We start from the raw sequence: 14,487 nt of genomic DNA, 5'->3' as shown, positions 1-14,487 counted from the left end.
CTTACGCCGGTTCAGCAGCGTTGACGGACACCGTAGTACGAGCATTACGTGCGCCAGTATTCAGGTCCTGCTCCTGATGACGGGCAATAAAACCGGCGCTCTGCTCTTCAAGTACCTGAATCAGACGACGACTCTTGCTATTCACCAGGCTGTGGGTAAACAGGGTCGGAATGGCGACAACCAGGCCCAGCATGGTGGTTACCAGTGCTTCGGAAATACCGTTTGCCATCAGCTTCGGATCACCCGTACCAAACAGGGTAATGGCCTGGAAGGTAGCGATCATACCAACCACGGTTCCCAGCAGTCCCAACAGTGGTGCTACTGAAGCGATCAGTTTGATACCACCCACACCGCGTTCAATAGAAGGCGCTGCACGCATGATGATTTCATCAAGTTTCAACTCGAGGGTTTCAAGGTCGGCATCACGGTTATCCTGATAAGCCTGCATGATGTCACCCAGAGGATTACCTTTGATGACCTGATCGGTTTTCTGCTGTTTGCGAACACCCTGACCAATTCGTGTCAGGTTAATAAAGCAGGCAGCCGCCAGCAGCAGACCAAAGGCACCCAGACCAAGGATGACATAGCCGACAACACCACCCTGATCGATTCGTTCCCCAATACTTGGGCTTTGCACCAGCAGTGAGAGAATCTGACCACGAGATGGGTCTACATAGAACGGTGTATAACCGGTGGCAGAGGCTTCCAGCTCAGCAACGGCAGAGAGAATGCCTGACTGTGGCTGACGGGACAGCTCCTGGAACTTGCCAACGGCTGGAGAGTAAGTCAGGTATTTACCATCGGCGATGGCATTAAAGCTACCGACACGAATGATGTCTTTCTGAGCCTCATCGCCTTCTCCATAAACAACCGTGGCCGACATGTTAACCACACGACCGGATTCCACCATTTCACGGAGTACTTCGTGCCAGAACTGTTCCAGTTTGGCGGTTGTGGGCAGTTTTTTACTTTCGGCCATTTCCGCCATAAAAGTGGTTCTTTCAGGATATTGTGCGGTGATCATGGAGGCTTCAAAGATACCTTTGTTATCACCGGCAAACTGACGCACAACACCGAACAGTTCTTTCAGCTCTCCAGAGCGAATATCCAGCGTATTCTGAGTTTCCTTAAGAACTTTTTCATTGTCGTCCGACTGCTTGAGCAACTGGTCACTCAGGTTTTCCTGGGCCTTAAGCTCCGCTTTAGCTTCTGCCAGCAAACGCTGTTGTGAGTTTTTATCACTTAAGAAGCGTGCTTCACGGGCTTTGTTGTCACGGCTTTCGGTAACGCTGTCTGCCTTGATTTTATTCAAAAGATCCTGCAGCGCAGCAGCACCTTCGCTGGCACCGGCCGAGAATGTCAGGCCAAGCCCCAGGGATACCACCAGTGGTTTTACCACTGCTTTTGTAATAGCGGTAATGTACTTCATTATGCATCCTCCGCAGCGCGTACCGGCAGTTTGATCAGGTTGTGGGGTGCCTGTTTGCGGGCAATCTTCAGGCCCTGGTTAACACCGGCACGGTAGTTATCCGGGAGTACTTCCCAGCGGCGGGTGTCGCTGTTCCACTGGCCGGTTTCTTCGCCATCCAGAGATTGGTAAAGCAGCGCCAGGCGACCGATACGAAGGAAGTTGTAGGTACGGGTATCGTCACCTTCACCGAGGCTGGCTTCATAGGCCTCGATGGTACGACCGAAGTCGTTTTCAATCTGATAGGCTTCAAGAATTTTGCGGTATTTTTCCGAGGTAGTGACGTTCGGGCTATCCATGGTTTCCCTGAGACGGGCGACACGGCCAGTCCGTTCTTCCAGCTGGAAGGGCACATCCAGGGCAATAAAGTCTTCCAGACCATCCACCATTTTCAACATCAGTGGTGTGATTTCGATATTGGTCTGATCCAGTGTTTCGATCTGGGCCAGCATGGATTCAATTTCTGCTTGCTGAGCATTGACGACTTTTTGCAGCTGGCGGTTATAAACGGTTAACGCCTCAACCTGACGAATGGTGCTTTTGTAATCAGCCAGCAGTTCCTGGGTCTGGTCAGAAAGGGTATTCACCTTCGCCTGGGAGCGCTGGGATGCTTTATCGGTTTTCTGCTGTGTTGTGAGTGCACTGCTCAAAGGGTCCTGGGCAAATGCGGTTGGAATGACTATTGAAGCGGACAACGCAGTGCTGAGTAGCAGCGTGCTGCACAGGCTCTTCACCTTGTGGGTTGTTTTCTTTTTGTACATGGACTGCCATTTCCCATGATGTTTTTGTTGTGTATCTTTCAGAGGAAAGCTGAACGCTTCCCTCTGAAAGATATGAGCGATAGTGTTGGCGTCCTTTCCATGTCGGAGCATCCATTTAGGGTTTAGATATGCATTCCCACACGGAGCGTGGGAATGAAATCAGTTACAATTTAGAATTTGTAACTGGCCTCAAGGTAGTATGCCCTACCTACTGGATTATCATAAGTTTCCGCGTAATATGGCGAGGTACCATCCAGAGGGTCAGCTGGCGGTGTCTTATCAAACAGGTTGGTAATACCCATACCAACCACTGCCTGTTCATTCACACGATATTTAGCCGACAGATTGAATGTAGTCATACTACTCACTTTGGTTTCATAACCCGCCGACTTGGCTGCTTCACAGTCAGTAAAATAATAATCATTGGCAAACTCTGAGCAATAAGAGTCGCGATACTTCACAAAGAGATTCGAAGACAGCTTGTCATACTCCCAACCCAAATTAACCGATGCCTGAATTCCTGGCTCATGGTCTGTAACATCTTTCATCGGATCAGTATCAGAAGTTTGAGTTTCACGTTTAATTAAATAGGTAGTGGCAAACTCTGTTGAGAATAAACCAAAGCTGGTTTCAGGGAACTGGTAACGAACACTGAGGTCTATTCCTTCAACATTTTCACCCGCCTGATTGACAGGACCATAGATAACTTTATCAATGGTGCCATCGCCTTTACGGATTACCTGAGTACCTGCATAGCGGCTCGGGTCAGCAATAATGCGCCCCAGATCAGGAGTAACAACCAGATCAGTCAACTTAACTTTGTACCAATCAGCCGTTACCGTCAGATCATCCATAGCTTCCCAAACAATACCGAAGGAATAGTTTGTTCCTTTTTCTTCTTCAAGCTCTTTATTCGCACCAACTTCAGTATCAAAATATTGAGTACCGCAAGCCTCCACTATCTCTGCGGGCGTGCCACCAGAAGACTTCGTTGCTTCACAGTAGGTTGGATCAGAAGAATTGTTAAATCCTTTTGTCGTGCCACCAAACAAACGCTGCATGTCGGGGGCTCTGAAACTTTTACCGACCCCACCCCGGACCATCAACACATCTGCTGGACGATAGGCAAAAGAAGCTTTCGGCGTGAATGCTGATCCGGTTTTTGAGTCATCATTGTAATCATCAAAACGACCGGCAAGGGTAACTTCCAAATCCTCAACAACTGGAACCATCACCTCACCACCAACACCATATTGGGTTCTCTCACCACCGCCTGAGGTACCACCTTTACCTACATAGATGCCATCAAGGGTGCCTTGATCCCTGACATCCTCATACTCAGTGCGGTTAATTTCCGCAAAGGTAGCAAAAGCAGCAGTTCCGGAAGGCAGCTCCATCAGGTCACCAGAAAAAGACCCTGTCCAGCTGATGATGGAAGATTCTGAGTCAATTTTAGAAGTACCTCGGGCTGCATCAACAACACTTTGAGGAATCTCTTCCAGAAGATTCAACGTTCCAGCCTTCACCATATCATCGATGGTTTTCTGGATAATTTCTTCGCTTGTTACATCCATTGTCTGGATGGTATAACCAATGGTAGTTTCCCAGTCATACTGATCATTAAACAGGCCATTGACTCCAGCCATGGCTCCAAGATACTGGCTTTCACCGCCACTGGATCGCTCTCCAAACTCCACCATTCGGCGAGTAAATTCTCCTTTCTGAGCGCCTGGAGTACCAAAGGTTGGATTACCTGGATCGGTAGCTGAAAGTTCAACGTCGTAGGCATTTGGCTCAAAATAAGCCAAGGTCTCTTTCTGACCAAACCTCAGACGGGAAAATGCGGTCATATCATCAGAAAGGTCATACTCAAAGTTCGCCATCAAATCGAAACTTTCATTTTCCGGCTTGAGAGTCCTATGTGCTGAACGGTTATAGCCACACTTCCCATCAGATCGAAGTACAGCATTTTTACCAAGCAGGCCTTCGCAATCAGCAGGTATAGTCACTGTTTTATCCGCTGCCTGAAAAGAAGCACCGTATGAACTATAAGCAGAAAACTGACTGCGATCGCTATCATCATTATTTGCCCAGTCACGATCGGCATTACGAAGCATTTCATTGTTTTGGAATTGGGCGATAAACGTTACCCTGGATCTTTCGCCAGCTGTACCGGCCAAAACTTCAAGCCTGTTATTCTGGTAACCACCTTCATGTGCGTCACCAGTGCGCAGCTTCACTTCAGCCCCTTCATAATCCTTCTTCAGAATTACGTTAACAACACCACTCATTGCATCAGAGCCATAGATAGCAGAAGCACCATCTGTCAGTACTTCGATACGCTCCACTGCCGCAATAGGAATTTGTCCTATGTCGGTGAAATTTTCAGCACCACCAGCACCAAGGGGGAACATGGGAAGACGCTTACCATCAATCAAAATGAGGCTTCGACCAACACCCAAGCCCCTCAAATTTACCGCTTGCGCTGTTGGGGTAAAGCTAAAACTGTTTTGTTGATTTAATGAACCACCCGTATTTTGATTCAATGAATTCAGTGCTTCAAAAATATCGGTATAACCTCTGCTTTCAATATCTTCAGCAGAGATAACCACTACAGGAGATGGACCCTCAACATCCACCCGAGAAATCCGCGACCCGGTCACCTGGATTTTCTCCAGCTTTTCAACCGAATCCTCATTAGAATACGCTGCCGACGAGACAAACGAAGACCCTAAAGCAACAGCAACCGCTGTGCTCAACACCGTCCTTCTAAACATTATTTTTCCTTGCTCACTTGTTGTGTTTATTATGGCCAGCCTGAGCTTTTGGCTCCCTGCCTGTACACCGCCGTGGCGGGCTACGCTCTTACTACTTCCATCTCCGATGGAGACATCCCCTTGTAGCTCCCCTGTGCTGATCCGGTTATTAGCCTTCACAACACTATTGGCTTATCACCAATTTATACTGCAATTGTCGGTTAGACATTGATGCAGTCATACCTGTAATGCTTTCACATCCATAAACGCGACCATGCAATCATCATTCCAATTTTTACGTCACCCGCAAACACAAGGATTAAAAAACAGAAACAAATTATACTTACATAGCCGTACGTATATTTCATTTTTGTTACAGGTAAGCGCACTGTAAGTTTTTTTAAAGAGAAAAATCAACCAAACAACGCAAAAAAATAGGTATTTTCACTTACAGGCATCACAGAAAGGATATTTTACTAGCCAATTGCAGATAACAAAGGCTTTTACTCTGTAATTTTTCCAACCATCCCCTGTCAGTAATCTTTTCTATCTTGCGCCATATTGGTGCATTTTGCTTTATGGCCGCACCACTAAACGTCATAAGACGTATTATTAATTGAAAGGTGACGAGATAGGGATAAATACGTAGAATTCGTTAGCAGCTGATCAGCCAACACCTTGGCTATCTCTGGAAAATGTATGCGTTTCTGGCTCAACATTTGCCCAACGCATGGCGAACAGAAGCCCACTGGCTCTGACCTCCGATAACAATAAAGAGAACAATCATGCCGCAAAGTCCCACTTCAAAGTGGGCCGCTATTCTGACTGCAACTCTAGTGCTTTCGGGATGCTCAGGCCCCTGGAATGACCCGAATCCCCCAGTCGATTCAAAAGACGTGACCTACTTTGGCAGTTTCATTACCCGGCCCAAACATCTGGACCCGGTCCGTTCCTACAGTGCGGAAGAGAAGCTGTTTATTGACCAGATTTATGAGCCACCACTGCAATACCACTTCCTCAAGCGCCCTTATGAGCTGGAGCCTGCTACTGCTGCATCAATGCCAACACTGGAGTTGCTTGACGAGAATTTAAATCCGGTATCTGACGACAGTCAGGATGTTGCATTCAGCCTGATTACCATACGACTCAAGCCGGGTACAATGTATCAGCCCCACCCTGCACTTGCAGAAGACGACCAGGGCAAACCGGTTTACCTGTTTAATTCTGCACAAGAAAGTGAACAGTACAGGTTGCTCGGTGACTTTCCCGTGACTGGCACCCGGGAACTGAAAGCAGACGATTACATCTATCAGATCAAACGGATGGCTGACCCGGTCAACAAATCACCGCTGCTTGGTTTGATGACCGATTACATTGTCGGCATGAAAGATTTTGGTGCATGGGCCAAAGAGAACCGACAGGAAGAGGCGTGGCTGGACCTTCGCACTCACCCCATGGAAGGACTGACCAGGGTGGATGACTATACCTTTTCCATTCGCATTGAAGGCATTTATCCGCAGTTTCAATACTGGCTTGCCATGCCTTTCTTTGCGCCTGTCCCCTGGGAAGCCGATCGCTTTTACCACAACCCCGGATTTCCAGATCGCAACCTGACGCTGGACTGGAACCCTATTGGTACCGGTGCCTTTATGATGACGGTGAACTCACCCAATCGTGAAATCGTTCTGGAGAGAAACCCGAATTTCCGACAAGAACTCTACCCTTCTGATGGTTCGGTCGATGATCAGAAAAAAGGCTACCTGGCCGATGCTGGAAAGCCGCTGCCGTTTATTGACAAAGCCGTTTTCCGCTATGAAAAAGCAGCCACCTCCATGTGGAGTAAGTTCACTCAAGGTTACTACGACCGTTCCGGTGATGGTGACCCCAACATCAATACGGCCACTTTTGACCAGGCGTTTACTGTCGGCCCGGATGGACTCGAGCTGACCCCGGAACTGGAAACACGCAATATTATTGTTGATGAAGAAATCCGCCCCTCGCTCTTCTACACCGGCTTTAATATGGTCGATCCTGTCGTTGGCGGATATACAGAAGATAAGCGCAAGCTTCGTCAGGCCATCAGCATCGTGTATAACGATCAGGAGTACATCGATATTTTCCGCAATGGTATAGGACAGGTAGCCCAGGGCCCCATCCCACCGGGCTTATATGGTTATGCCGAAGGAGAAGCGGCAACGAACGCCTATATCTTTGACTGGGACCCGGCAACCAAAACACCCAAAAGAAAATCCATTGAGTACGCCAGGCAATTACTGGCTGAGGCGGGATACCCCAATGGACGACACCACGAAACCGGTAAGCCGTTGATCCTCTATATGGATACCACCTCTGCGGACAGCAGCCCAAGGGCGGACTGGATCAAAAAACAGCTGGACAGGATTGGCGTACAACTTGAGTTCCGCACCACCGACTACCCGCGATTTAAAGAAAAAATGCGCCAGGGCAATACCCAGATGTTCGGCTGGGGATGGCTGGCTGACTACCCGGACCCTGAAAACTTCCTGTTCCTTCTGGACAGTCGACAGGGCCTGGTGAAATGTCAGTGTGCCGGCAGTAACTCTACCAACTATGACAACCCGGCGTTTGATCGTTTATACGACAAAGTTAAAACACTGGCCAATGGGCCAGAGCGGCTGGAAGCTATCAATCAGATGGTCGCGATTGTCCAGAAAGACAGCCCATGGATCTGGGGTTTTAATAACAAAGAGTATTACCTCTCCAACCAGTGGGTGTACAACACCAAGCGCCACGGTATTAGTCAGGGAACCCTGAAATACGTTCGCGTTGATCCTGCGCTCAGAGAACAAAAGCAGAAAGAGTGGAACCAACCCATTGTCTGGCCATTGATGGCCAGTATCGGCTTATTATTCCTTTTGGTTGTTCCGGGTGTCAGGGCTTATCGCCGCAGGCAGAAACTGACGATTGATGCTTCGTAGAGATAAAAATATGTTTTCCTACATAATTAGAAGACTGTGCTACGCCATTCCAATTTTGATTGGCGTAAATCTGCTGACGTTTGTTTTATTTTTTATCGTCAACACGCCTGAAGATATGGCAACGGCTCATCTTGGGGATAAATACGTCACCGAAGAAGCGGTACAGGAGTGGATCGCAGAAAAAGGCTATGACCACCCCCTGTTCTTTAACGGTGATGCCGATGGACTGGGAACCCTCACAGACACCATCTTTTTTAACAAGTCATTAAAACTGTTTGCTTTCGATTTCGGCACTTCCGATGCCGGCAGAAGTATTCAGTCCGACGTTCTGGATCGCATGGGGCCCAGCTTGGCACTGGCTCTTCCTACCTTCTTTATCGGGATTTTTGTCAACATCTCGGTAGCTCTGATGGTATTGATGTTTCGTGGCAGCAGCCTGGACCGTTTTGCGGTGGTGGTCTTTGTCACCCTGATGTCCATCTCCTATCTGTTCTATATCATTTTCGGCCAGTACTACATGGCGAAGATGTCTCGCCTATTCCCGGTATCCGGATTTAATGACGGGATAGATGGCTGGCGTTTTCTGATATTGCCCATTGTGATTGGTGTGATCTCCGGCATTGGTGCCAGCGCCCGATGGTACCGCTCGCTGTTTATCGAAGTAGCCGGACAGGATTTTGCCAGAACGGCCCGGGCCAAAGGCGTCAGTGAGGCAGGCGTGCTTTTCCGGCATATTTTGCCCAATACCATGCTGCCAGTTCTCACCGGGGTGGTGGTTGTGATTCCAGTGTTGTTTATGGGTAGCCTGGTGATGGAGTCATTTTTCAGTATTCCGGGCCTTGGCAGCTACCTGCTGGACGCTATTCGTGCACAGGATTTTGCCATTGTCAGGGCGATGGTCTTTCTCGGCTCTGTTCTTTACATCATTGGTTTGATTCTGACCGATATTTCGTACACCTGGGCAGATCCCCGGGTGCGATTGAGCTAAACAGCGAGGGACGTAATTATGGATTTCGAAATCGGACCCGGCCTGTTTGGTGAAGGCTTTATGTGGACCATTTTATGGAGTGATGTGCTGATCTTTTTGCTGGTCGGTGCAATCTCCCTGTTTGTCGCCTCCTTTCGGCGCAACCCCCAAAACATGGAACGCTGGCGACAGGTGTTCGCCACCAGACTGGGCATGGCAACCTTTGTTATCATCATGTCCTATGTGGTGATTGCCCTGGTGGACTCCGTCCATTTCCGTAAAGCACTGCCTGCTGCAGAAGGTCAAAGCAGTGAACAGGTGTTTTACAGCAATGATGTGAACAGCCTGTTGGATCTTGCCCTCGGTGAGATGGGTGAACGACCTGAGCGTACCTACTCAGCACCTTTTGCCCTGAAATCATGGAATAAGGAAAACCTGTTACTGCCGGATGGAGAGCGGGTTCGGGATTACCCGGAGCTGGCCTATGGCGGTGCGCATTTGGCAAGCCCGGAATCATTTGTTAAAGATATTGCTATTAACTCACTGATCGGAATTGGCAAAGGCCTGGCTGTTGCCCTGGCACTGATCGGCCTTCATGCCCTCTGGTTGCGTAGAAGCCAGTCTGCCGGTGCTGGTGAGATAAGCCCTCTGCCCTGGAAGTCAGCCTGGATTACCTTTGCCATTATCATGGCTGTGCTTGGCTGGTTGATCACCCTGGGCAATCTTTATCATGTTCTGGGTACTGATCAGGCCGGAAACGACACGCTCTTTGAAAGCCTGAAAGGCATTCGGACCGGCGTATTGATTGGCACACTGGCTACCCTGATCACCATGCCTGTGGCTATCAGCCTGGGGCTGGCAGCCGGTTACTTTAGAGGCTGGATTGATGATGTCGTGCAATATATTTATACGACGCTTATCTCTATTCCCGGTTTGCTATTGATCGCAGCCTCCGTTCTGCTGTTCCAGGTCTGGATCAACAATAATCCACAGTTCTTTGAGATTGGCCTGGAAAAAGCCGATGCCAAGTTCCTGGCACTGTGCTTTATTCTGGGTATCACCAGCTGGACAACCCTCTGTCGTCTGCTGCGAGCAGAAACCCTGAAGATCAGTCAGCTTGACTACGTTCAGGCTGCACATGCCTTTGGTGTCAGTCATTTCCAGATTATCAAACGGCATATCCTGCCTAATTTGAGCCATATCATCATGATCTCCTTTGTACTGGACTTCAGCGGCCTGGTACTGGCTGAAGCCGTGCTTGCCTACATTGGTGTCGGTATTGATCCTGCCATGGCCAGCTGGGGCAATATGATCAATATGGCCAGTACAGAACTGTCCCGTGAACCATCTATCTGGTGGAATCTGTGCGGAGCTTTCTTCCTGATGTTTACCCTGGTGCTGTCCGTCAACCTGTTCTCTGACCTGGTGCGCGACGCGTTTGACCCAAAAACCAAACTGGAGACGGCATGATGACGGTAACAATGACTGAAGCACGATCCACTGCCTACGTTCAAACGGCCACCAGTGAACTCACTATAAAAAAGCAAACAGTCGATAAGTCGCTGGCGCTTTCCGTCAGCAACCTGAACGTTCGCTTGCGTCATAAGCCATATACGACCATTTTGAAGGATGTCAGCTTTGACCTGAAAAAAGGTGAAGTGTATGCACTGGTTGGCGAATCCGGCAGTGGCAAATCCATAACATCCCTGTCCATTCTGCGACTACTGCCGGATGCACTGACCATTACCAGGGGTAAAATCTCCTTGCCTGAAACCAGCCTGTTCGCTTTAACGGAACAGGAAATGGGCGGTATACGCGGCAAAAAGATCGCCATGATTTTTCAGGATGCACTGACTGCCTTGAACCCGGTACAGACCGTTGGGGCTCAGATTGCAGAGACCTTGAAGATTCATACCTCGCTGAGTTCTTCAGAAATCCGTGAGCGGACGGTTGAACTGTTTCGGGAAGTAGGCTTGCCTGACCCGGAGAAGCGGGTTGGCTGGTATCCCCACCAAATGTCCGGTGGTCAGCAACAGCGTGTGATGATTGCCATGGCTTTGGCCTGTGAACCCGATATTCTCCTGGCGGACGAGCCAACCACCGCTCTTGATGTGACGATTCAGAAACAGATTCTGGAACTGATTAAAACGCTGACCGTAAAGCGAAAACTGGCCGTTCTGCTGATCACCCACGATATGGGGGTTGTTCGCCAGACTGCTGATCGGGTCGGCGTTATGTACCAGGGAGAGATCATTGAACAGAATGTTTGTGAAGCCTTTTTTGCCGATCCAAAAGAAGCCTATAGCCGACAGCTGATTGATAGTCTTCCGGATATGGACGAGTACCGTTCACTGGAAAAAGAAGCGTCCCTGTTAACCGTGGAAGACCTGACAATCCACTTCCCGGTGCGCAAAGGATTATTTCAGCGGGTACACAGCTACACCAAAGCCGTTGATGGCATCAGTTTTGCCATTGGCAAAGGGGAGACTCTGGCCCTGGTTGGTGAATCCGGGTGTGGTAAGTCCACAACGGGGCGTGCCATTCTTAACCTTGAGAAAGCCACTGCCGGCAACATCTGGTACAACAGCCTTTGTGTCAATCAGCTAACCCGCCGGGAAATGCTGCCGCTGCGCAAGAAGATTCAGGTTATTTTCCAGAACCCGTTCTCTTCCATGAACCCACGCATGACCGTTGGGGATATTATTGAAGAGGGAATGGTCAGCCTTGGTCTTGAACTTTCTAAAGAGGAGCGGATTCAGCGCATTGAATCCCTGCTTGCCCGAGTAAGGCTTGAGCCTGAGCATCGTCACCGCTACCCACATGAGTTTTCAGGGGGTCAACGACAGCGTATTGCCATTGCCCGGGCCCTGGCCGTAGAGCCGGATCTGATTATCTGTGACGAACCCACCAGCGCCCTGGATGTTTCCATTCGGGCTGAAGTACTGGACTTGCTGTTAGAGCTTCAGAGGGAGTTACAGGTATCCTATCTGTTCATCACCCACGATCTTTCCATTATCCCTCACATCGCCCATCGCGTTGCGGTCATGCAGGGTGGCAAGATTGTTGAACAGGGTCTGACTGAACAGGTTTTGACTCAGCCACAACATGAATACACAAAAATGTTGCTGGATGCGGTTCCTTCGGCCCATTGAATTGAGAGTGAAGTTGGTGTGCGTTCCCACCGCTCCGAGTGGGAACCCGGACACCTCAGACAATTATTTCTTGCTCTCTTACCTGCTCCTTTCCGTATTTTTTTATTAATGACCTGAACTGGTCATAACTTAAACTCAACATTTCTGCTGCCGCTTTTTGATTATGCCGGCAGTTTTCCATGGCATGATGGACAAATGAGCGCTCTGTCTCTGCCAGGACGCCTTTCAACTCTACGACCTGCCCTTCTCTCATCTGCTCAAGCCATAATTCCAGCTGTCCAGTTTTATTGGTTACATCAATATCAGAAGAAGAGCTTCGATATTCATCTTTGGATGTCTTTACGTCTGGCTCGTTCGATGATTTTAATCCGGAAAGCCATGGGGAACTGAATGGGTCAAGCACAATGTCCTCAATGGGTTCACCCGGGATGCCATGACATACACTGCGTTCAACAACATTCTTAAGTTCCCGGACATTGCCAGGCCACTGATAGTTATCCAGCGTTTCAATCGCTGAGCCTGAAAAGCCTGCAAAGCCTATGTCGTCCTCTATCTCTCCCAACTCGTGAGAAATTCGCACTGCAAAATGATTGGCAAGTAACAGGACATCTTCCTGTCTGGCTCGCAGAGGAGGGATAGCCACCACATCAAACGCCAGTCGATCCAGAAGGTCTTCCCTGAAGCGTCCTTCTCTTGCAAGCTCAGGTAAGTTTTCATTGCTTGCGGCTACCACCCTCACATCAACCTGCACAGGCCTGGAGCTGCCAACCCGGTATAACTCGCCATATTCCACAACCCTTAGCAATTTTTCCTGCAGCCTTGGCCCCATGGTCGCCAACTCATCGAGAAAAAGAGTTCCTCCATCAGCCGCTTGAAAAAGACCCGTTCTCGCCTGTCGTGCACCGGTGAATGAACCGGCCACGTGGCCAAACAGTTCTGAATCCAGTAGTTCATCATTGAATGCGGCGCAGTTAAGCTTAACAAGATTCTGTTGCCATCGTGGTGACAGATAATGCAAACGACTTGCGACCTCTTCCTTACCCGTTCCCCGCTCTCCCATCACTAATACCGGACGCTCATGGCGAGCATAGCGGGAAATTGACTCAAGCATCTCAAGAAATGCAGGCGATGAGCCGATCAAAGTCTTCTTCCTGGAGGAAATGATGTTGGGCATTGTTTTTGTTATTCGAAAGCTTTTGCGATTTAAACCATTGTCTGGTCTATCAAACCACATAGTGGCCAAAAAGACCACGGCCAAAAATTGTCAGCTCTAAACAGAAATTTAATAATTCTATAATAAACAGCAGGTTATTGTAATTTGTCAGGTTGGCACAGTTTCTGAACTGTTAAATGGCAAGTAAATAGTTAATGAAAGGAATTCTAAACATGAAAGCACTGCTTCAATCTGTTATTGTCTCACTTGGTTTGATTAGCACAGTTGCTCTTGCCGATGAGCTGCCACCGTGGGCAGAAATGATTTCTGACACTGAAATCAAAGCACTGCAAACGGAAGCCATGGAGCAAATAGAACAAGAACTGATGAAAGAGCTGCCAGCAGATATCGCCAGACATCACCAGTTGATTAATGAGCACCTCTTTGACCAGCAGCCATTAAATGAGACCGTTCAGCAAAATGACAACAACAGCCATTTAAACAAGAAAAAAGACGAAAAACGCATTATTAATTTTTTGAAAATCAACCCGAATCAGGGAGCGCAGTCATGAGTATTTTTTCCCGTCTCAGTGACATCCTGAATGCAAATATCACCGCTCTGCTGGATAAGGCAGAAGATCCTGAAAAGATGGCTCGCCTGATGCTTCAGGAAATGGAAGAAACCCTGGTTGAAGTGCGCTCCGATGCCGCAGGCCTGATCGCCGATAAAAAAGATATCGAACGACAGCTGGCGAACAGATTGAGCAATATTGAAGAGTGGACCGCCAAAGCCAGACTGGCACTTGAGCATAGCCGTGAAGACCTTGCCCGCCACGCGCTGGCAGAAAAGCAAAGATTGCTGTCAGAATCCCGGGAAAAAGAACAGTATCTGGCAGAAATGGAACAGCAGCTTGGCCGCCATGATGAAGACATACAGCGTCTTCAAAATGCCATGAAGGTAGCTCGCAAACGTCTTGATTCTCTGCGCCTCAGAAGGCAGGTGAGCCAGAATCGTCTGAAAATGCGGGAGAGCACCCGGGAAAAAGCCCGGTTGCGCCAGGAAGCCAGGTTCGAAGAGATGGAAAGGGATCTGGATGCATTGGATAGCCAGTTAGAAGCTGAAGGTCTTGGTACTTCAAAACTTGAGCAGGAATTCCAGAGTCTTGAAGTGAACAGTGCAGTGGAACAAGAACTGGCCTCTCTAAAAGCATCTCTGTCCACAGAAAATCCTGAAAAAGCCGTTTGAGAATGGTTAAAACAACAATACTGAATT

At 48.8% G+C, this 14,487-nt stretch carries 10 protein-coding genes; 6 read left to right on the top strand and 4 right to left on the bottom strand.

Features of this window, described 5'->3' with window-relative positions:
• Nucleotide 1: 1 nt before the first annotated feature.
• The 3 genes from ACO6UX_RS20310 to ACO6UX_RS20300 all read right to left on the bottom strand — a co-directional run bounded on the left by ACO6UX_RS20310 (nucleotide 2) and on the right by ACO6UX_RS20300 (nucleotide 5,165).
• On the bottom strand, nucleotides 2-1,429 hold the full coding sequence (locus ACO6UX_RS20310) for a MotA/TolQ/ExbB proton channel family protein (protein WP_422450149.1): 1,428 nt from the start codon (nucleotides 1,427-1,429) through the stop codon (nucleotides 2-4).
• Nucleotides 1,429-2,229 carry a DUF3450 domain-containing protein gene (locus ACO6UX_RS20305; protein WP_422450148.1) on the bottom strand — a complete coding sequence of 267 codons (801 nt, stop codon included), beginning with the start codon at nucleotides 2,227-2,229 and terminating at the stop codon, nucleotides 1,429-1,431. The genes ACO6UX_RS20310 and ACO6UX_RS20305 overlap by 1 nt, the downstream gene beginning before the upstream one ends.
• A 170-nt stretch (nucleotides 2,230-2,399) precedes the next feature.
• Nucleotides 2,400-5,165: a TonB-dependent receptor plug domain-containing protein gene (locus ACO6UX_RS20300; RefSeq protein WP_422450147.1), complete on the bottom strand. Its 2,766-nt coding sequence runs from the start codon at nucleotides 5,163-5,165 to the stop codon at nucleotides 2,400-2,402.
• A gap of 605 nt (nucleotides 5,166-5,770) precedes the next feature.
• Between ACO6UX_RS20300 and ACO6UX_RS20295 the strand changes: the two genes are divergently transcribed.
• From ACO6UX_RS20295 to ACO6UX_RS20280, 4 genes are read left to right on the top strand one after another with little or no spacing between them, the layout of a single operon-like run.
• Nucleotides 5,771-7,942, top strand: coding sequence for an ABC transporter substrate-binding protein (locus ACO6UX_RS20295; protein WP_422450146.1), 2,172 nt, complete (start codon nucleotides 5,771-5,773; stop codon nucleotides 7,940-7,942).
• On the top strand, nucleotides 7,932-8,930 hold the full coding sequence (locus ACO6UX_RS20290; protein WP_422450558.1) for an ABC transporter permease: 999 nt from the start codon (nucleotides 7,932-7,934) through the stop codon (nucleotides 8,928-8,930). The genes ACO6UX_RS20295 and ACO6UX_RS20290 overlap by 11 nt, the downstream gene beginning before the upstream one ends.
• Nucleotides 8,931-8,948: 18 nt before the next feature.
• Entirely contained in the window at nucleotides 8,949-10,379 is a 1,431-nt protein-coding gene (locus ACO6UX_RS20285) for an ABC transporter permease (protein ID WP_422450145.1), read from the top strand.
• A complete protein-coding gene (locus ACO6UX_RS20280; RefSeq protein WP_422450144.1) occupies nucleotides 10,376-12,061 on the top strand; it encodes an ABC transporter ATP-binding protein in 1,686 nt (561 codons plus the stop codon). The genes ACO6UX_RS20285 and ACO6UX_RS20280 overlap by 4 nt, the downstream gene beginning before the upstream one ends.
• A 55-nt stretch (nucleotides 12,062-12,116) precedes the next feature.
• Here the strand turns inward: ACO6UX_RS20280 and pspF are convergent, their stop codons facing one another.
• Nucleotides 12,117-13,202 (bottom strand): phage shock protein operon transcriptional activator, encoded by a 1,086-nt coding sequence (pspF, locus tag ACO6UX_RS20275; RefSeq protein ID WP_422450143.1) that lies wholly within the window; start codon nucleotides 13,200-13,202, stop codon nucleotides 12,117-12,119.
• Between the two features lie 245 nt (nucleotides 13,203-13,447).
• Between pspF and ACO6UX_RS20270 the strand changes: the two genes are divergently transcribed.
• Together ACO6UX_RS20270 and ACO6UX_RS20265 are read left to right on the top strand one after the other, a co-directional pair.
• Nucleotides 13,448-13,786: a hypothetical protein gene (locus ACO6UX_RS20270; protein ID WP_422450142.1), complete on the top strand. Its 339-nt coding sequence runs from the start codon at nucleotides 13,448-13,450 to the stop codon at nucleotides 13,784-13,786.
• A complete protein-coding gene (locus ACO6UX_RS20265) occupies nucleotides 13,783-14,460 on the top strand; it encodes a PspA/IM30 family protein (protein WP_422450141.1) in 678 nt (225 codons plus the stop codon). Before ACO6UX_RS20270 ends, ACO6UX_RS20265 begins: the two co-directional genes overlap by 4 nt.
• Nucleotides 14,461-14,487 lie beyond the last annotated feature (27 nt).

Origin of the sequence: Endozoicomonas sp. ALB091, assembly GCF_049310265.1 — a bacterium.
GTDB lineage: Bacteria > Pseudomonadota > Gammaproteobacteria > Pseudomonadales > Endozoicomonadaceae > Endozoicomonas.
The sequence above is the reverse complement of the archived record's forward strand: the minus strand, read 5'-3'. Positions and strand labels throughout refer to the sequence as shown.